Source organism: Citrobacter sp. GW821-FHT07H02 (genome assembly GCF_059418505.1).
Genome location: NZ_JBWKPZ010000005.1, coordinates 21,041 through 38,522, shown reverse-complemented (window position 1 = coordinate 38,522; position 17,482 = coordinate 21,041). Strand labels below are relative to the sequence as shown.

Annotated in this window: 15 protein-coding genes; 3 read left to right on the top strand and 12 right to left on the bottom strand. The window is 54.0% G+C overall.

What is annotated here, in order from left to right; genetic code table 11:
- Nucleotides 1-3: 3 nt before the first annotated feature.
- Both AC07NP_RS08230 and AC07NP_RS08225 read right to left on the bottom strand, forming a co-directional pair.
- Nucleotides 4-1,965 carry a peptidase U32 family protein gene (locus AC07NP_RS08230; RefSeq protein ID WP_494660115.1) on the bottom strand — a complete coding sequence of 654 codons (1,962 nt, stop codon included), beginning with the start codon at nucleotides 1,963-1,965 and terminating at the stop codon, nucleotides 4-6.
- 78 nt (nucleotides 1,966-2,043) lie between these two features.
- A complete protein-coding gene (locus AC07NP_RS08225; RefSeq protein WP_494660114.1) occupies nucleotides 2,044-2,580 on the bottom strand; it encodes a helix-turn-helix domain-containing protein in 537 nt (178 codons plus the stop codon).
- A 52-nt stretch (nucleotides 2,581-2,632) separates the two neighbouring features.
- Here AC07NP_RS08225 and AC07NP_RS08220 point away from each other — a divergent pair, with 52 nt between their 5' ends.
- Nucleotides 2,633-3,844: a benzoate/H(+) symporter BenE family transporter gene (locus AC07NP_RS08220; protein ID WP_494660113.1), complete on the top strand. Its 1,212-nt coding sequence runs from the start codon at nucleotides 2,633-2,635 to the stop codon at nucleotides 3,842-3,844.
- Nucleotides 3,845-3,877: 33 nt separating this feature from the next.
- Here AC07NP_RS08220 and AC07NP_RS08215 read toward each other — a convergent pair whose 3' ends face one another.
- The 3 genes from AC07NP_RS08215 to tehA form a co-directional block, all read right to left on the bottom strand.
- Nucleotides 3,878-4,555 (bottom strand): DUF3313 domain-containing protein, encoded by a 678-nt coding sequence (locus tag AC07NP_RS08215; protein ID WP_494660112.1) that lies wholly within the window; start codon nucleotides 4,553-4,555, stop codon nucleotides 3,878-3,880.
- A 163-nt stretch (nucleotides 4,556-4,718) separates the two neighbouring features.
- The gene (gene tehB / locus AC07NP_RS08210; RefSeq protein WP_494660111.1) at nucleotides 4,719-5,315 is read right to left on the bottom strand and encodes a tellurite resistance methyltransferase TehB; all 597 of its coding nucleotides are present in this window, start codon (nucleotides 5,313-5,315) and stop codon (nucleotides 4,719-4,721) included.
- Nucleotides 5,312-6,316: a dicarboxylate transporter/tellurite-resistance protein TehA gene (gene tehA / locus AC07NP_RS08205; protein ID WP_494660110.1), complete on the bottom strand. Its 1,005-nt coding sequence runs from the start codon at nucleotides 6,314-6,316 to the stop codon at nucleotides 5,312-5,314. The genes tehB and tehA overlap by 4 nt, the downstream gene beginning before the upstream one ends.
- Before the next feature lie 112 nt (nucleotides 6,317-6,428).
- Between tehA and ydcK the strand changes: the two genes are divergently transcribed.
- Nucleotides 6,429-7,409, top strand: a complete 981-nt coding sequence (ydcK, locus tag AC07NP_RS08200) for a YdcK family protein (protein WP_494660109.1) — start codon at nucleotides 6,429-6,431, stop codon at nucleotides 7,407-7,409.
- Here the strand turns inward: ydcK and rimL are convergent.
- From rimL to hglS, 5 genes are all read right to left on the bottom strand, one after another.
- A complete protein-coding gene (gene rimL / locus AC07NP_RS08195) occupies nucleotides 7,401-7,946 on the bottom strand; it encodes a 50S ribosomal protein L7/L12-serine acetyltransferase (RefSeq protein WP_203361132.1) in 546 nt (181 codons plus the stop codon). The two genes, ydcK and rimL, sit on opposite strands and share 9 nt — an antisense overlap.
- An 89-nt stretch (nucleotides 7,947-8,035) precedes the next feature.
- Nucleotides 8,036-8,254, bottom strand: coding sequence for an HP1242/YdcH family protein (locus AC07NP_RS08190; protein ID WP_192612273.1), 219 nt, complete (start codon nucleotides 8,252-8,254; stop codon nucleotides 8,036-8,038).
- A gap of 167 nt (nucleotides 8,255-8,421) precedes the next feature.
- Complete coding sequence (locus AC07NP_RS08185; RefSeq protein WP_301697106.1) at nucleotides 8,422-10,080, bottom strand: glucan biosynthesis protein D; 1,659 nt, start codon at nucleotides 10,078-10,080, stop codon at nucleotides 8,422-8,424.
- Nucleotides 10,081-10,311: 231 nt separating this feature from the next.
- Nucleotides 10,312-11,820, bottom strand: coding sequence for a carboxylesterase/lipase family protein (locus tag AC07NP_RS08180; RefSeq protein WP_494660108.1), 1,509 nt, complete (start codon nucleotides 11,818-11,820; stop codon nucleotides 10,312-10,314).
- 48 nt (nucleotides 11,821-11,868) lie between these two features.
- A complete protein-coding gene (gene hglS / locus AC07NP_RS08175; RefSeq protein WP_494660107.1) occupies nucleotides 11,869-13,212 on the bottom strand; it encodes a 2-oxoadipate dioxygenase/decarboxylase HglS in 1,344 nt (447 codons plus the stop codon).
- Nucleotides 13,213-13,507: 295 nt separating this feature from the next.
- Here hglS and AC07NP_RS08170 point away from each other — a divergent pair, with 295 nt between their 5' ends.
- Nucleotides 13,508-14,431, top strand: a complete 924-nt coding sequence (locus AC07NP_RS08170) for a LysR substrate-binding domain-containing protein (RefSeq protein WP_192612277.1) — start codon at nucleotides 13,508-13,510, stop codon at nucleotides 14,429-14,431.
- A 79-nt stretch (nucleotides 14,432-14,510) separates the two neighbouring features.
- On the opposite strand, the gene AC07NP_RS08165 is transcribed toward AC07NP_RS08170, so the two are convergent.
- Nucleotides 14,511-16,184 carry a methyl-accepting chemotaxis protein gene (locus AC07NP_RS08165; RefSeq protein ID WP_494660106.1) on the bottom strand — a complete coding sequence of 558 codons (1,674 nt, stop codon included), beginning with the start codon at nucleotides 16,182-16,184 and terminating at the stop codon, nucleotides 14,511-14,513.
- 168 nt (nucleotides 16,185-16,352) lie between these two features.
- Nucleotides 16,353-17,471 carry an S-(hydroxymethyl)glutathione dehydrogenase/class III alcohol dehydrogenase gene (locus AC07NP_RS08160; RefSeq protein ID WP_494660105.1) on the bottom strand — a complete coding sequence of 373 codons (1,119 nt, stop codon included), beginning with the start codon at nucleotides 17,469-17,471 and terminating at the stop codon, nucleotides 16,353-16,355.
- Nucleotides 17,472-17,482: the final 11 nt, after the last annotated feature.

Genomic DNA, 17,482 nt, shown 5'->3' with positions numbered 1-17,482 from the left:
AACTTAATCTTTACGCTTCGGCAGCGTTTTCATGAGATCTTCCGGGCTGACCGACGCCACCACACTCCCCGGCATCGGCATTTTCAGAATATGATTTTTGATCTTGCCGATGACATGCATTTCACACGGACGACAATCAAACTTCAGCGTCAACACTTCATCGCCGTGGACCAGTTGCATTGGCGTGGCCTTCCAGCTCTTGATATTGCCTTTCGCCTGTTTCGGGCACAGGTTAAACGCAAAACGCAGACAGTGCTTGGTGATCATCACCGGTACGTCGCCTTTTTCTTCATGCGCTTCATAGGCCGAATCAATCAGTTGCACACCATAACGGTGGTAAAACTCACGCGCCTTGCGGTTATAGACATTCGCCAGGAAACTGAGATGGCTTTCCGGATAGACCGGCGTAGGCTCTGCCACCGGTTTACGGTGACCGCGCTGATAGCGGGCAAGACGCGCGGCGTCGAGCATCTCGGTGGCTTCCCGCCGGAACTGGTTAAGCACGCTGTTCGGCACAAACAACGCGCCGGGCAGCGTTACCTCAACGTTGCGGGCGTAGTACATCGTCTGCCCCAGTTTGGCTAAACCGTCTTTTAAGTTGCTCAGCGCTTTTTCAGCATTGTTGGCTTCGTCGAACTGACCGTCCAGACTGTGCGTGATGCTGACGCCCTCTTCGCTGGTCAGCGTCAGGATCAGCTGTTCCTGCCAGCCGCCCAGTTCAATATCAACCGCCACGCGGCGCTCGCTGGAAGTTTTCGTTAAGGCCTGTTGCCAGTTGTGGTCCAGGTTGCGATTGAGCGGGTGATGCGGGCGCACCTTGTGCAGATCCGCGGGCATCTCATTTGGCCAGACGCGATAACGATTCTGCCCCGTTTTTTCAACGGTATTGGCGCGAAAACCGACCACGTCACGCTTAATCAGCACATTTAATCCGTCGCCGTTGGCCAGCGGTTCCGTGACGTCCACATCCAGATGATCTTTCGCCACTTTAAGAACTTCACCGACCGGAAGACCAATAAATTTCGGTGAATCAAAAGCGCCAATGTCGCCTTTACGGTCATTCACAAAGTAATCTGTGCTGCCGCGGTGGAACGTTTTGTCCGTCGAGGGAATAAAGAAATGTTCAGTACGTCCCGCTGACGCCCGCGCCAGGTCGCTACGATCGTCAATAATCGCATCCAGCATCTGCCGGTAATGGGCGGTGATGTTCTTCACGTAGCTCATGTCTTTGTAGCGTCCTTCAATCTTGAAGGAACGCACACCGGCGTCAATCAACGCCCCCAGATTGGCCGTCTGGTCGTTATCTTTCATCGATAGCAGGTGTTTTTCATAGGAGACCACCCGTCCCTGATCGTCTTTGAGCGTATACGGCAGTCGGCAGGCCTGGGAACAATCGCCACGGTTAGCGCTACGTCCGGTCTGCGCATGAGAGATATAACACTGCCCGGAGTATGCAACGCAGAGCGCGCCGTGGACGAAGAACTCAATGGTGGCGTCGGTCGCCTGGTGGATCGCCTGAATTTGGCTCAGACTCAGCTCGCGCGCCAGCACAATCTGGGTAAAACCAACATCAGCAAGAAACTTCGCTTTCTCAACGCTGCGAATATCACACTGGGTACTGGCATGCAGTTCAATGGGCGGGATATCCAGTTCCAGAATCCCCATATCCTGCACAATCAGCGCGTCCACGCCGGTCTGATACAGATCGGTAATCAACCGCTGCGCGGGTTCCAGCTCATCATCATGCAAAATGGTATTAAGCGTCACAAAGATCTTCGCCCCATAGCGGTGAGCGAATGGCACCAGTTCAGCAATATCTTTCAGGCTGTTACTGGCGTTATGACGAGCGCCAAAGCCGGGTCCGCCGATATAGACGGCATCAGCGCCATGCAAAATCGCTTCCCGAGCAATGGCGGTGTCGCGGGCCGGGCTTAACAGTTCGAGGTGATGAGGTTGCTGGCGCATACAGTTAATACCATCCGATAACAGCGAAATGGCGGCTATTGTAGTCAGAAGCACCGATTTACGGAATACTTTTCCCGATTAACTCCGTGGGTAATGAATGAGTGAATGAAAGTGCGCGGTTTGCCCACTGCTGTTGCGATACGCATGGGCGGCGTCCCCGGCAAAGCGCACGCCTTCTCCGGCCTGTAGCGTTTTCCATTCACCGTTAATACACATATCCAGTTGACCCGAAATGACCACCACATGCTCGATAACGCCGCGTTCATGCGGGGTTGATTCACTGAGCGCGCCCGGAGCCAACAGAATAGAAAAATGGTCAAAACAGAGCTCTGGGTCCCAGGGAAACAGCGGCGTGACCACCATCGCCTGCTGTTGTGGATCAAATGCAGGCGGCGTCCCGGATTCCGGCGGTGAAATAAAGGTTGAAAACGGCACGTTCAGTCCGGTCGCTATCTTCCATAACGTCGCCACCGTCGGGCTGGACTCATTGCGTTCTATTTGCCCGAGCATGGCTTTTGAGACCCCCGTCGCCTCGGCCAGACGCGACAGACTCCATTCACGCTGCTGACGCAGCGTTTTCAGGGTAGTGGCCAGATAGTGGGTCAGATTGTCCATATTTCTCCTCCCGCAAAGACTCAGCTTATCACTTGTACGCTATAACGCACAAATGCTACAGTGGGCGACCGCTATAACGCACAAAAGGGTCCCCATGCGTTCATTTTCTCTTCCTCTGCCAACGGTGCTGTCTGGATTTGTCGCCGTTCTGGTGGGCTACGCGAGTTCCGCAGCCATTATCTGGCAAGCGGCTATTGCCGCCGGAGCAACCACCGGGCAAATCGCCGGGTGGATGACGGCGCTTGGCATCGCCATGGGCGTCAGCACCCTCGCACTGACGTTGTGGTATCGCGCACCGGTGCTGACAGCATGGTCGACCCCTGGCGCGGCGTTGCTGGTCACCGGACTGCAGGGATTAACGCTTCAGGAAGCGGTCGGCGTTTTCATTGTCGCCAATCTGCTGATTGTCCTGTGCGGGGTTACCGGGCTGTTTGCAAGGCTAATGCAGATAATTCCACACTCTCTCGCTGCGGCCATGCTGGCGGGGATCCTGCTGCGTTTTGGTTTGCAGGCCTTTGCCCGTTTTGACGGTGAGTTTGTGTTGTGTGCCGGTATGTTATTCGCCTGGCTTATGATGAAAATCATCGCGCCGCGCTACGCCATTATCGCCGCGATGGTGGTGGGAATGGTGATTGCGCTGCTAAAAGGTGACATTGTCACGCAAAGTATTCAGTTTTCACCGGTACTCCCTGCCTTTATCGCCCCGCAGTTTTCCTTTGCGCACTCGCTTAGTGTAGCATTACCGCTGTTTCTGGTGACGATGGCGTCGCAAAATGCCCCCGGCATCGCCACCATGAAAGCCTCGGGTTATGCGTTGCCGGTTTCACCATTGATCGTTTTCACCGGGCTTCTGGCTCTGCTCTTCTCCCCCTTTGGTGTCTATTCCATTTGCATTGCTGCCATTACGGCGGCGATTTGCCAAAGCCCTGAGGCGCACCCGGACGCCAAACGTCGCTGGATGGCGGCAGCGTCGGCGGGGGTATTTTATCTGCTGGCGGGTGTGTTTGGCGGTTCCGTGACCAGCCTGATGGCCGCCCTACCCGCCACCTGGATTCAGATGCTGGCGGGACTTGCTCTGTTAGGCACCATTGGCGGAAGTCTGCATCAAGCGCTGGTTGATGCCACAGAACGCGACGCGGCTATCGTCACATTTTTAGTGACAGCAAGCGGACTGACGTTGCTGGGGATCGGTGCCGCATTTTGGGGACTCATTGCCGGAGGGATTTGCTATGGCGCGTTACGTCTGATACATCGGAGAGTATAAAAAATTGCGCCATCCGAAGATGGCGCAGCAATCTTATTTCTGGATCGGTTTATTGACATCAAACATGGTGGCATCGGTCGCCATGTCGTCAACAACTTGCTTCAACGTTTCGAACGCCATCGGCGTGCTTTCGTTGTTCAGATCTTTACCTTCACCCTTACGGACCACTTTCATCACCGGCTTATTGGTTGCCGCGTCAATCAGCTCGCCTTCAAAGTAGAGGCTGGTATCCATGTCGCGGTGGCCCGTTGCCATCTGTGTCCCTGCAATAACTAACGCTACAGGAACCACTTCATAGAATTGCAGTCCTTCTTTGCTGGTATCCACACCGGTAATTGCACCGCGGAAGATCAGGCTACGCGGACCAGGGGTCGCGACCAGCGGTTTACGCTGCCCAATAGCGGTTTTCATTTTGGTGTTGGTGTAGTTCAGCAGTTTATCGAGAACTTGCTGTCCAACCTGAGTGCTAGGTTTAGGAACCGGGTAATAGGTAACCGGGTTATAAACGATGCTATCGTATTTAGACGCATTGTAATTGGGATCGACCCAACGTAAAACCGGATGCCCCGTAGCAGATTTTGTTTCCTGAAGACCAGAATAGTCTTTTAAAAAACCCGAGTATTTATCTGGCTGAGTGACTTTAGACGCACAGCCTGATAACGCCAGTAAACCAGTAAGCACTGCAACTTTTATTAAAGTTTGAGCACACATGAAACGATCCCTTAGTTTTGAAGATATGCATCTGAAATAATAGCAAAGAGAAAATAAATACGATGTACCAAAAATGGTATCGTCCGCACAAATTTGATCTCTGCATCCGATAAAACCCTTATCGAATGCAGAATGGATGATAATCATCGTAAATCAATCAGATTTAGCCGTTTTTTCGCGCCAGCATTGTCGCAAAACGTAATTTAATTCGGTTACCGTTAGCATCCGTACGATGTAATTCCCCAACATCTTCATTGTATTTCAGCAGTTCCCAGCCTTCATAATAACGACATAATTCGCCTTCTTTAAAAGCAAATGGGAAACCCACGGTACACGGGAAGTCTTCCGTATCCATTGCCGCCACGATCAGGTTATACCCTCCCGGTTTTGTACAACGCTGCATATTGGCAATCAAACCGGGAATGGTGTTGGCTTCAAGGAACATCAACACCACGGTAGAAAGAATAAAATCATACTCGCCATCAAAGCTTAGCGTGTTGAGATCAACAATTTTTTCATGCAAATTGTCCAGCCCTTCCGCCGCTTTAATTCGTTCCACGTTGGCGATACTCATCGGGTTTTTATCCCACGCCGCCACATCGAAACCGTTAGCCGCCAGATAAAGGCTATTGCGGCCGTTGCCACACCCCAGATCCAGTGTTTTTCCTGGTTTTACAACCTTAACCGCCTCTAACACTTCAGAATGGGTGCGGGTGAGGTCGTATTTTTCCGTAAAGTAATTTTCGTCGCGAAGAGTCATTTTTTATCCTCAGATTTCTGTAATGTTGCACGTTCAGCGCGAATCAGCAGCCTTCCCTGCATCAGCAATGCAACCGTACGTACCAGCAATAACGCAATAATTAAATTGGTGAAAATAAACAGTGGGATCGACAAGGTATGGAAAAAACCTGTCGGCGCGCCGTGCCCCAGATGCAATCCGGTGGTGGCCAGCGCAGAAACGCCGAACGAGAAGCTCCAGAACGAGGCATTAAACGGTTGTGACAGATACCAGGGCATCAGTCGCAACATAAAAAGCAGTTGCAACAGACCGTAGCCAAACAGCATCTTCGCCAGAATGTCGCCTTCTCCGCCGTTGACGCTCAGCCAGGCGCTACAGGCCACCAGCGCGGGCGCAAGCTGAATGCCAAGGGAGGTGCGTAACATCGTCGGAAGCTCTCCGGCGCTGCGCAGACGCTGCAAAATGACCGGCTCCAGGCTAAGCCACGAGAACACGCCAGCACCTAAAAAGACCAGTCCGGCATCATTAAAGCCGAGCGCCCCACAGGCCATCGCACTGATAAAGTTGTTCGCCACCGTTGGCAAATATAAACCCGGCGTTGTGGCCTCTTCAGGGTGCGAGCCCCGCCACAGCCCGGCCGTTTGCCACGCGGCGTAGGTCAACTGAATGACGACCCCGATGCTGAATAACACCACGGATAACGGGCGACACCAGGGAACAAAGCCAATGGCCACCAGCATGGTGGTCGCGGGAAACAGGCTCACAAAGCTGCTCATCACCGGATGGCGCACTTCGGCCAGCACACTGTGGGGAAAACGCACCAGGCGACTGAGAAACGCAAGCGTCAGCAATCCCCAGATGATCATCGCCAGTATCACCAGTCCATCGCCAATCCAGTGGCTTACAGGCCAGATATGGCTTGCATAGCGCCACGCGAAGCCCATACCGATGATGCCCAGAACCATGCCAAAATATCCCGCCGGAAGATTAAGCACCCGGTCGCTCTGCTTTTTCTTACTCATTTTGTTTAATTTATAAAGTATATTTGAAATGCATTTTATGGAATTTCAGCGGGTTTATCCAGAGCCGAAATCTTTGCTACGGTTATCTTAAGCGACTGAGTGGAAATAACCCATGACCAAATACCGTCTTAGTGAAGAACAGCGATCGTTTAGTTTTCAGGAGAATGGCAGTAAAAAAAGCATACCCCTGCGCCAGATAATCGCTCTGAAAGACTTTAACGACGTCAAAGCCGGCACGCCCGGCGGTTGGGTGGACGCGGATTCTGTTCTCGCGCAGGAAGGCCACTGTTGGATCTACGATGAAAACAGTGTGGCCTTTGCCGGCGCACGGATTTCAGGGAATGCCCGAATTACCCAATATTGTGTGATCAATGATGACGCGCAGGTCGGTGGCAATAGCTGGATTGATCGGGCGGAAATCAGCCATGGCGCCCGAATAAGTGACAACGTCACCGTGCAGCATTCCGTGGTTCGCGGTATTTGTCACCTCTTTGGCGATGCCCGCGTGTTGCATCAGTCTGAAATTATCGCCGCGATTGGGTTAACCCACGCTAACGACCTGATGCTGCAAATCTATGATCGCGCCACGGTGAGCCGATCGCGGGTGGTGCACCAGGCACAAATCTATGGCGACGCGATCATCAATGAAGCGTTTATAGAGCACCGGGCTGAAGTGTTTGATTTTGCCCTGATCGAAGGTAACGCCGAAAACAATGTCTGGATTTGCGATTGCGCGAAAGTGTACGGCCACGCCCGCATCATCGCCGGGAGCCAGGAGGATGCCATTCCCACCCTACGCTACAGTTCGCAGGTGGCTGAACACGCCACCGTGGAAGGCAATTGTGTGTTGAAACATCATGTGCTGGTAGGCGGACGCGCCCATCTCAGCGGCGGGCCCATTCTGCTCGATGATCATGTCTTAATTGAGGGCGACACCCGTGTCATCGGCGAAGTATTGATAGAGCACCGCGTTGAGATCACCGACCGGGCGACGGTGGAAGCCTTTGACGGCGACATGATCCACCTGCGCGGGCCGAAGACCATTAACGGGGAGCAGCATATTACGCGTACCCCCCTGGCGGGTTTACTGTGAAACGGTATCGATAATACGGGCGTACATATTGACGTCGTGATAATCACCGTTGAGAAATTCAGCCTGTTTCATGCAACCTTCCAGCGTGAATCCATTTTGGATAGCCACGCGGTTACTTTTTGCATTATCGACCCGGCATTTGATGACAAACCGCCGGATCTCGCCGCGCTGCGCATAACAATCGATAATGCCCTGTAGCGCACGCGAAAGGATCCCCTGCCCCTGATGGTCTTCATCAAGCCAGTAACCGATATAGGCTGTTTTGTTCAGGGGTTCGATTAAATTAAACGAAATGACGCCCACGACATCGGAATGCTTAAAAATAAGGTACATTTTGGCGTATCCACGCTCGTGCAACATCTTGTTGCCCTGCACGTTTTTGCGCGTGTCATCTTCAGAATTCACGAATTGCGGCCAGTTCAACGACGCTTGCAGCCACACTTTATTTTTGAGGACCAACTGGTGCAGAGCCGTAACGTGACTTTCGTCTACCGCCCGCAGTTGTAAGGTGTCGTCGAGAGTGATGATGTCGGACATTTCAGGCCATTCCCTTATAAAAAATCAAGATGGCCAGAATAGTATCAGATGAAGGGCCTCACCGCGGGTGAAGCCCTTGAGAACATGCGTTATTCAACGCTTTCTTTTTGCAACATTTTAAGCAGATCGTCCTTCAACAGGAGTTTCTGTTTCTTCAGGCGAACAATATCCAAATTGTATCCCCGGCCATCTGAACCTTCCAGCCGGGCAATCTCGTGATCAAGTTTATTGTGTTTTTCAAACAAGGACAGAAAGCGAGGATTCTCGGTTTTCAGTCGGGAAATGAGATCTCTGTACTCTGGAAACATACGCTCTCCCTGTGAGTGGCAAAAATGTGTATAGCAAATACACACAGCCAGCTTACGCATTTGGCGCAGAGAATAATGCGAACGGGATCGTGTTTAAATCGTGTACAGGTATCAATGGCAGGAAAGGTGAAAACGGCTCCTCCACGCGGGAAGAGCCGTGCTAAACATTATTCGCGCATGATGCGATCGTCAACATACCGGCGTTTGTCCGGCGCTGGCGGGAAGTAGTGATACAGCCAGGTTTCGCTGATGGCGTCGCCCTGACAGCGCAGGAACAGGCGCATATCCACCGGGTCGGTAGAGTCTGAGGTTGGATACCAGTCAAACTGAATGCGATAGCCGTCGAAAGGCTCAACATAGAGAATTTCGATCTGTTTCGCTTCACCGCTGGAGAGCGTAATCACCGGCTCAATGCCCTTCGGCGCTGCCGCTTTCAGATCGCCGCCCACGAAATCAATGGCAAAACGACGCGACCATTTTTCCGGGTAATGTTCGCCCGGCGCCCAACCTTCCGGGAACCCGCCCATACCGGTACGGGTTGCCATGACACGCGCCAACGGCGAGCGTACCGGCGGTTGCGCACTCCAGTACAGACGGTATTTGAACTCCAGTTCATCACCGGCTTTTATCGCTTTCTCCGGTTGCCAGAAGCAGACCACGTTGTCCAGCGTTTCGCCGGTGGTCGGGATCTCCATCAGGCCAATCGTTCCCTTGCCCCATTGATTGCGCGGCTCTACCCACAGGCTTGGACGTTTGTTATACCAGCCCATAATGTCCTGATAGTGGGTAAAATCACGATCAAGCTGCAACAGACCAAACCCTCTTGGGTTGTTGTCGGTGTAGGCGTTGAACTGCAGCTTTTGCGGGTTATTCAGCGGACGGCAGATCCATTCACCGTTGCCGCGCCACATGGCCAGGCGATCGGAATCGTGGATTTGTGGGTGAATAGTGTCGCACATGCGGCGTTCGTTATTGCCGCAGCTGAACATACTGGTCATTGGCGCAATGCCCAGTTGCTGAATGTCTTTACGTGCATAGATGTGATTTTCCACATCCATGATCACCTGCGTCTTCTCGCAATGGATCACAAACTTATAGGCACCCGTGACGCTGGGGCTGTCTAGCAGCGCGTACACCGTAAACGTGGTGTCGCCCGGCTTCGCCGTTTCAAACCAGAACGCCGTGAAATCAGGAAACTCTTCTTTCTTATCCGCGTAGGTATCGACCGCCAGACCGCGCGCAGACAAACCATACTGGTAGGTGTCATCAACGGCGCGGAAATAGCTGGCGCCGAGGAACGACACAATATCGCGACGCGCCAGTTCCGGTGCCTTAAACGCGCGGAAACCGGCAAAACCGAGGTCGGTCTGCCCTTCCAGCTGTTTAGTGTCGACGCCCGCATCGTTGTATTTAAACAGTTCAGGACGGAAGTGGATCTCACGCGCCTGATGCGTCCCCGCATCCACGGAGAACATCCGCACGCGACGGCGGAACCCCATCCCGACATGGAAGAACTGCACATCGAGCTCGCGCCCTTCTACGTTATTCCACAGCGAGTGTTCGGCATCATACTGGATGCTGTTGTACGCTTGCGGCGTCAGATTCGCCAGCGTGTTCGGCAGTGCGCGCGGCGCGCCGCCCCACGGTTTCTCGGCCAGGTCGTGCGCCATGGATTGCAGAACAGAGAAGTCAAAACGGACGGTTTGACCATCAGCAATGTCGGATTCGGCCGCAAAGGCGGCGCGAGAAAAGAGAGATGCAATACCACTGGTACCGCACACGGCGGCCATTGCCATTGAACCTTTAATAAATCGTCTACGATCCATACCTGAAAGTAAGTCCTTCTGGTCGTGTGAATGGTCCCGCGCTGGTACGTAACAGCGGCAAGAGAGTGCACGTTTCTGAGCGCTCACTCTAGACAAATTCGATTAATAATCCAATTGTTGCCCGCCGATAATCTGTACAAAAATGAAAATATTTTCTGTCGATCGGAACAGACTGATTCCAATGTAAAGTTAGCACAGGAGTATTACCGGGTTGAAACATCTTCACGGAGGTTAATCCAGGCTGACATGATGTTTCATCACCCGTTTAAGCAGTGACATCCGCGCCCGCATAAAACGGTTTTCAACTTTAAAACCGGCAAATTTGTTCAGACCAATCCGCAACAGACGATCGCGTCCCTGAATTGAGGCGGGCCAGCGTACCGGGCCGTGCAAAACATCACAGGAGCGGCTGGCATGATGGGCAAAGCTCACCCAGTAATCCGCAATGTGCGAGGCAAACGCCCGATCGTTGCCATTGGCGTAATAGCGCGACGGTTCCGCCAGCATCAGCGTATCAAAAACATAAGGCACCTCATTGCCGTGCCAGGCCCCCTTCGCATAGGTGGCATGCTCACTTTCAGCAACATAATCGAACCAGTACCTCCAGCAGGGCTCGCCGACCCGCTGCTGCGCCTGCATGACCACATATCCCAGCGTGGTGAACGCCATATCCCGGCACACCTGACGTCCCAGCTCTTCATCCCCTTTAACGCCGGGATACAACAGTTTGATAAGCCCCAGGCCCAGTCGACGCTCTCGGCGTAACTTTTCGATTTGCCCGGCGAGATCTACGCCAAACACCGGCATCACGCTGGCTTCATCGCTGTTTGAGCCAATCAGTACCGGCATCGGGTGCTGTTTACCCGCGAAAAAGACGTCGAGCATCGGTTCCGGGAGAACCGCATCGCCAAAAATGGGCGTCGGCGCAATTTTCAATGGCGCGCCGAGCGACCAGAACAGGTGCGCCGGAATGGCCCGTAGCTGTTCAGCAGTGGCGTTTTGCAGACCAAAATGCGCCGCCACGGCAACGCCGTTTTCGAGCGCAATCTCGCGCGGCGTATCGGGCAACGTATACCCGCTCTGAATCATCGCCCGCTGGAAAAGCCCTTTGGCACGCGGCGAGGCCATTAATGAGAGGACGCTGCGCGCACCGGCGGATTCACCAAACAAGGTGACATTTTGCGCATCGCCCCCGAACGCAGCAATGTTCTCCTGCACCCAACGCAGCGCCGCAATCTGGTCTAATAAGGCAAAATTGTTGAGGCATTCGCCCTCTTCGCCTTCCAGCGCCGGATGCGCAAAAAAGCCGAGATGACCGAGGCGATAGTTGAGCGTGACGATCACCACGTCTCTTTTTGCCAGCGCTTCTCCGTCGTAAGGCGGCAGACACCCAGAGCCGATGGTGTAACCCCCACCGTGTAGCCAGACCATGACGGGCAATGGCTGGGAACGCGTCGCCGGGGACCAGATATTCAAATAGAGACAATCTTCCGAAAAACGCCCCGGATCACCGCCGCCAAGGGCTTTGCAATACTCGATATCCTGCCAGCTCGCGCAGGAGAAGGCGTTCGCCTGGCGGACGCCCTGCCACGCGGGTGCTGGTTGCGGCGCACGCCAGCGCAGCTCGCCTGTCGGCGGCGCAGCATAGGGGATCCCACGCCAAAGGTGGATGTCGCCTTGCGCGACACCCATAATTTTCCCCTGCAGTGTTTCAGCCAGGGGGATGGAAGGGATTTTCATAACAACATCCTGACACGACTTCTTTTACATCCCAACAGGATACCGTGTTCAGAGCAGGCCGCAACGCCGCTTGCTGCGTTCTTCCGCCTGCTGGTACAACGCAAACTCATCATGGACCGGACAACCCAATGCCTGCTCAAAGGCGTCACGGCTGGCATTGCCATGGCTTCGCGCCTGCGTTTCATTACCGAGATTTGACTGAAAAATCCCCGCCGCGCTCACTGGCAGAAAATCTTCGTAGGTAATAGGTTGCGCCACCACCCACCCGCGCTCAATCAGCGGTTGCGGATCATCCCCCGCGTGGATCGCCTGACGATGTGCTTCGCCCGATGGCGTCAGGCGATAGCGAAACCAGGCCAGCCCCTGCTGGCGCAGGAGAAATTCGCTGTCGGGAAAGGATTTGAACACCTCCTGTAGATGAAGCTGGTGCGTGAGATTATCTTTACCGGTCCCGGCCTTTTGCAACAGCGTGTCATACAGTTCACGGCCTTTCGGGGTCAGCGCCACACCGCGCTGTTCGATTTCACCAAACCTCGCCGAGTGGGTTCCCTGCATTTCGCCAGCAAACAGCACAGGTTCTTCCAGCGCTTTAAAACTGGTCTGGCGCAGCAGGATAGGCACCTCGCGGCGCGGCGGGCCTTCAATCAAAATTTTGGGTTCGATTCCGCACTCCGGCATCATGGATTGCACCCTGTCGATGTCCAGCGTACGCGGCGTCAGGTGATTAATATGGCAGCCGGGGAAACACACCACGTCAGCAATCAGGCGGTGTTCGTTATGCAGCGCATGGTATGTCGCCTCATCAACGGTGGCATGTCGATGCCAGCGAAAAGTCTCCAGCGCTTCCTGAACAAACTCTCGCGCCTGTGCAGGGGTAAAACTGCCCTGCGCGTCAAATTCATCCAAAAGTGCATGACAACGCGGTGTAAAAATATCGCGTTTCGCCAGGATTTCCGCCGCCTGTTTTCTGAGGTCTTCGTTCTCGATGAGTTCGAGTCGCAACAGCGAGGTAAAGACGCGGAACGGATTGCGGGAGAGCGACGCATCATCAATCGGGCGAAAGGCGGTGGAATGCACCGGGACGCCCGCCTGGGAGAGATCGTAATAACTGACAGGATACATCCCCATAATGGCGAACATCCTGCGCAGCGTGGAAAGTTCCTGTGCAGTACCCACCCGAATCGCGCCGTGGCGCTCCACGTTCAGCCGTGCCAGTTCATCGGCGTTGGCCAGTTTTTCATGCAGCGTCGGGTTATTTTCCAGTACCGAGAGATTCACGTCAGCGACAAGTTCCAGCAATGTCCCGTATTGCGGCACTTCCTGCTGGTACATTGCTGACATTGCCTGCGAAAAGTGTTCCCGAATCTCATCTGCCGTGATGGTGTTCGCCATAATGTCATGCCTCCAGTGAATATTACCTGGAGTGTAGAAAACGCTATTCACTCTGGTGGGAAGAATTTACGAAGTGTGATCTCGCCTGAATTCATCCCCTCCCTCGTTTATGCCAGCCCTTCATAGCGGTTACGTGTATCAGGACGAAAAACGCACCACCAGGCAGTACAAAATATAAGCAAAACAAAACAGTTGTAACTTAAATGCTTTAAATGTTAATAATAATTTGCTTACAGGTTATCAAAAACAAATAACTTTACTTGTCACCAACACTGCTTTGTTTTTAACATCTATTATGGAAAAAAATGGTTTGTTCAGTCAGCGCATTCGTTTGCGCCACCTTCATACTTTCGTAGCCGTCGCCCAACAGGGAACACTGGGGCGCGCGGCTGAAACCCTTAACCTGAGTCAACCGGCCCTCTCCAAAACCCTTAACGAGCTGGAGCAATTGACCGGAACCCGTCTTTTTGAGCGTGGACGCCTCGGCGCGCAACTCACGCTACCTGGCGAGCAGTTTCTTACCCATGCAGTGAAAGTGCTTGATGCACTAAACACCGCAGGACAGGCGCTGAACCGCAAGGAAGGCCATAACCATGATGTGGTGCGCATTGGCGCCCTACCCACCGCCGCACTGGGGATCCTCCCCGCCGTAATTGGACAATTTCATCAGCAACAAAAAGAGACGACCCTGCAAGTGGCGACCATGAACAATCCCATGCTGCTGGCAGGTCTGAAATCGGGAGAAATCGATCTGGGGATTGGCCGAATGTCCGACCCGGAATTGATGAGCGGACTCAATTATGAGCTGTTGTTTCTCGAATCCCTGAAACTGGTTGTGCGCCCCAATCACCCGTTGTTGCAGGAGACGGTGACGCTGAGTCGCGTCACGGACTGGCCGGTCGTTGTCTCCCCCAAGGGAACCGTCCCCCGGCAGAACGCAGAAGCCTTACTGCAAAGCCAGGGCTGCAAAATGCCTTCCGGCTGTATCGAAACGCTTTCAGCGTCCCTCTCGCGTCAGCTTACCGTCGATTATGACTACGTTTGGTTTGTGCCTTCCGGCGCCGTCAGGGATGATTTACGTCAGGCGACGCTGGTGTCGCTGCCGATTCCGTCTCAGGGAGCCGGTGAACCTATCGGGATCCTCACTCGGGTCGATACAACCCTTTCCAGTGCAGCACAAACGTTGATTTCAACGATTCGCAAATCCATGCCGCTCTGACGCCTCGCGTTGTAATCCCGTTTTAGACACCCGGCTGGACATTCACCGAAAGTAAGGCCGGGTAACCCCGGCCTGTTGCTCAGAACGTTTCCCAATTATCGCTATGGGTTGTGGCGGCTCGCGGTGAAAACGCATCCGGAACACTTTTCACCCGGCTTCTGCCCTGTAAACGAAACGTCCCTACGGCGTCGGTTAATCGGGCGGCCTGCGCTTCCAGAGAGGCGGCCGCAGCAGACGCCTCTTCAACCAGCGACGCGTTTTGCTGCGTCACTTTATCCATCTCTGAAATGGCCTGGCTTACCTGCACAATACCGCGACTTTGTTCATCAGAGGCTGCTGCGATGTTCAGCATAATATCGGTAACGCGTTTAACCGCTTCAACTATCTCCGTCATTGTGTCGCCCGCGGCCACCACTTCACCCGACCCTTGATCGATTAATCTGACGGATTCGCCGATCAGTCCTTCAATCTCTTTCGCCGCTTGCGCACTGCGACTGGCAAGGGTGCGAACTTCACTGGCGACAACGGCAAATCCGCGCCCCTGTTCGCCCGCGCGTGCGGCTTCCACGGCGGCATTCAACGCCAGGATATTGGTCTGGAACGCAATGCTATTAATCACCGCCGTGATTTCGGAAATCTTCTTCGAACTGGAGGAGATATTGCCCATCGTTTTCACCACGCCAGAAACCATCTGACCGCCCCGGCTGGCTTTGTCGGACGCGTCTTCCGCCAGTTTGCTGGCGTGATGTGCGTTATCCGCATTTTGTTTCACCGTCGCGGTTAACTGTTCCATGCTGGCGGCAGTCTGTTCGATCGCCGCCGCCTGCTGTTCTGTGCGGGAAGAGAGATCGGTATTGCCCGCCGAAATTTCACTGGTGCCGCGATAGATCTCTTCCGTGCCCTGACGAACCGTGCCGACGGTCTGGACCAGCGCGTGCTGCATTTTTTGCAGATGACGGCTCAGTCGACCAATTTCACTGCCTCCGGTGGGTTCATCCTGGAGGGTCAAATCGCCAGAGGCGATCTGTTCAATTCGTCGGGCGGTACGTTGCAATGGCTGAATCACGGTGCGGCGTAGTACGATAAACGTCATCAGGGTCAATACCAGCGCCAGCGCAAATGCGCCAATCATAAACATCAGCCCCAGTTGGCTACGCTGGTGCGCCTGACCACTCAGCTGGTTTGCGCGTTCCGTTCGCAACTCTACCGCGTTCAGCAACGTGGCGTTATACATGCTGTCCAGCTGCCGCGCCTGTTCATTTTCATGGTTGATAATGGCTTCAAACATGCCGTTTTTGGCGTATTTAACCATCGGCTGCAAACCGTCAACATAGGCGTTAAAGCGGGTGCGTAACGCATCGTCCAGCGCTTCATCCGCAGGCGTTTTCACGGCGCGCGCCATCCAGGCGTTAAACCCATCCTGCGCCAGTTTGATGCGTTTTTCGGCCTCGGCGATATTCGCTTTCATGTCCGCCATTTCGGCAATACGGCTGGCGGCGCCAGCATGGATCAGACTGATACGTGCGGTACGCAGGTGGTCAGAACTATTGGATAGCCCCATACGCACCTCTATTTCATCCGTCACATCGCGTTGGTCGCGATCGGCCTGCAACAGAAAATAGCCTGCCAGCCCCGAACTGAGCGCGAACAAAAGCAGGATGCCACCAAGAATGGAGGAAAACAGCGGAACCAGCCGGATATGATGCAAAAAGCCCAGCTTATGCGGTGCTTGCATCGATGATGTGTTGTCCATGACCGTCGACTCTCTTGTAGGTGAATGCGCAAAAAACGCCCGTAAGAGGATCATCGGCATTTCCCGACAATGGCTTACCCTGAAAAGCGCCATACTCGTCACATTTCAGAACAATTCATTCCGGAAAATTCAGGAAAGTGCCAGCGGAGGATACCGCTGGCGGAATACTTAGCTATCGCCGAAATGGATAACGGTGCGGATAGATTTGCCCTGATGCATGAGATCGAACGCCTCATTGATCTGTTCCAGCGGCAAGCGGTGGGTAATAAACGGATCCAGTTGAATTTTCCCGCTCATGGCCTCTTCCACCATCCCCGGAAGCTGTGAACGCCCTTTGACGCCGCCAAAGGCCGAACCACGCCAGACACGCCCGGTCACCAGCTGGAATGGACGGGTTTTGATCTCCTGACCCGCCCCCGCCACGCCGATAATAATGCTCTCGCCCCATCCCTTGTGGCAGCACTCAAGCGCGGCGCGCATCACATTGACGTTACCGATGCACTCGAAGCTAAAATCGACGCCACCGTCGGTCAGTTCAACAATCACATCCTGAACCGGCTTGTCATGATCGTTCGGGTTGATAAAGTCAGTCGCGCCCATTTCAGCGGCGAGTTTGAATTTTTCTGGATTGGTATCGATAGCCAGAATGCGTCCGGCTTTCGCCTGTACCGCTCCCTGAATAACCGCCAGACCAATACCACCCAAACCGAATACGGCAACGGTATCGCCCTCTTTCACTTTTGCCGTGTTATGCACCGCGCCGATACCGGTCGTTACGCCGCAGCCCAGCAGACACACTTTATCCAGCGGCGCCTGCGGGTTCACTTTCGCCAGAGAGATCTCTGCGCAAACCGTATACTCACTGAAGGTACTGGTGCCCATGTAGTGATAAATGGGTTCACCGTTGTAGGAAAAACGGGTGGTGCCGTCCGGCATCAGACCTTTCCCCTGGGTGGCGCGAACCGCCTGGCACAGGTTGGTTTTACCCGACTTACAGAACTTACACTCGCCACATTCTGCCGTGTACAGCGGAATGACGTGGTCGCCAGGCTTCAGACTGGTCACTCCTTCGCCAACCTCAACGACGATCCCGCCGCCTTCGTGTCCCAGCACTGCTGGGAACCCCCCTTCCGGGTCATCGCCAGAGAGCGTAAACGCATCAGTATGGCAAACCCCGGTATGGGTGATTTTCACCAGCACTTCCCCCTTCTTTGGCGGTGCGACGTCAATCTCAACAATTTTTAGCGGCTGGCCGGGGCCAAATGCAACTGCAGCACGTGATTTCATTTGTCTCTTCC

What these genes read in the sequence shown, in the direction of transcription:
- AC07NP_RS08225 (WP_494660114.1), bottom strand. Translation starts at nt 2,580, where the DNA reads ATGGACAATCTGACCCACTATCTGGCCACTACCCTGAAAACGCTGCGT.
- AC07NP_RS08190 (WP_192612273.1), bottom strand. Translation starts at nt 8,254, where the DNA reads ATGTTTCCAGAGTACAGAGATCTCATTTCCCGACTGAAAACCGAGAAT.
- AC07NP_RS08215 (WP_494660112.1), bottom strand. Translation starts at nt 4,555, where the DNA reads ATGTGTGCTCAAACTTTAATAAAAGTTGCAGTGCTTACTGGTTTACTG.
- AC07NP_RS08230 (WP_494660115.1), bottom strand. Translation starts at nt 1,965, where the DNA reads ATGCGCCAGCAACCTCATCACCTCGAACTGTTAAGCCCGGCCCGCGAC.
- tehB (WP_494660111.1), bottom strand. Translation starts at nt 5,315, where the DNA reads ATGACTCTTCGCGACGAAAATTACTTTACGGAAAAATACGACCTCACC.
- tehA (WP_494660110.1), bottom strand. Translation starts at nt 6,316, where the DNA reads ATGAGTAAGAAAAAGCAGAGCGACCGGGTGCTTAATCTTCCGGCGGGA.
- AC07NP_RS08180 (WP_494660108.1), bottom strand. Translation starts at nt 11,820, where the DNA reads ATGAAAATCCCTTCCATCCCCCTGGCTGAAACACTGCAGGGGAAAATT.
- AC07NP_RS08185 (WP_301697106.1), bottom strand. Translation starts at nt 10,080, where the DNA reads ATGGATCGTAGACGATTTATTAAAGGTTCAATGGCAATGGCCGCCGTG.
- AC07NP_RS08160 (WP_494660105.1), bottom strand. Translation starts at nt 17,471, where the DNA reads ATGAAATCACGTGCTGCAGTTGCATTTGGCCCCGGCCAGCCGCTAAAA.
- AC07NP_RS08170 (WP_192612277.1), top strand. Translation starts at nt 13,508, where the DNA reads ATGGAAAAAAATGGTTTGTTCAGTCAGCGCATTCGTTTGCGCCACCTT.
- ydcK (WP_494660109.1), top strand. Translation starts at nt 6,429, where the DNA reads ATGACCAAATACCGTCTTAGTGAAGAACAGCGATCGTTTAGTTTTCAG.
- hglS (WP_494660107.1), bottom strand. Translation starts at nt 13,212, where the DNA reads ATGGCGAACACCATCACGGCAGATGAGATTCGGGAACACTTTTCGCAG.
- rimL (WP_203361132.1), bottom strand. Translation starts at nt 7,946, where the DNA reads ATGTCCGACATCATCACTCTCGACGACACCTTACAACTGCGGGCGGTA.
- AC07NP_RS08165 (WP_494660106.1), bottom strand. Translation starts at nt 16,184, where the DNA reads ATGGACAACACATCATCGATGCAAGCACCGCATAAGCTGGGCTTTTTG.
- AC07NP_RS08220 (WP_494660113.1), top strand. Translation starts at nt 2,633, where the DNA reads ATGCTACAGTGGGCGACCGCTATAACGCACAAAAGGGTCCCCATGCGT.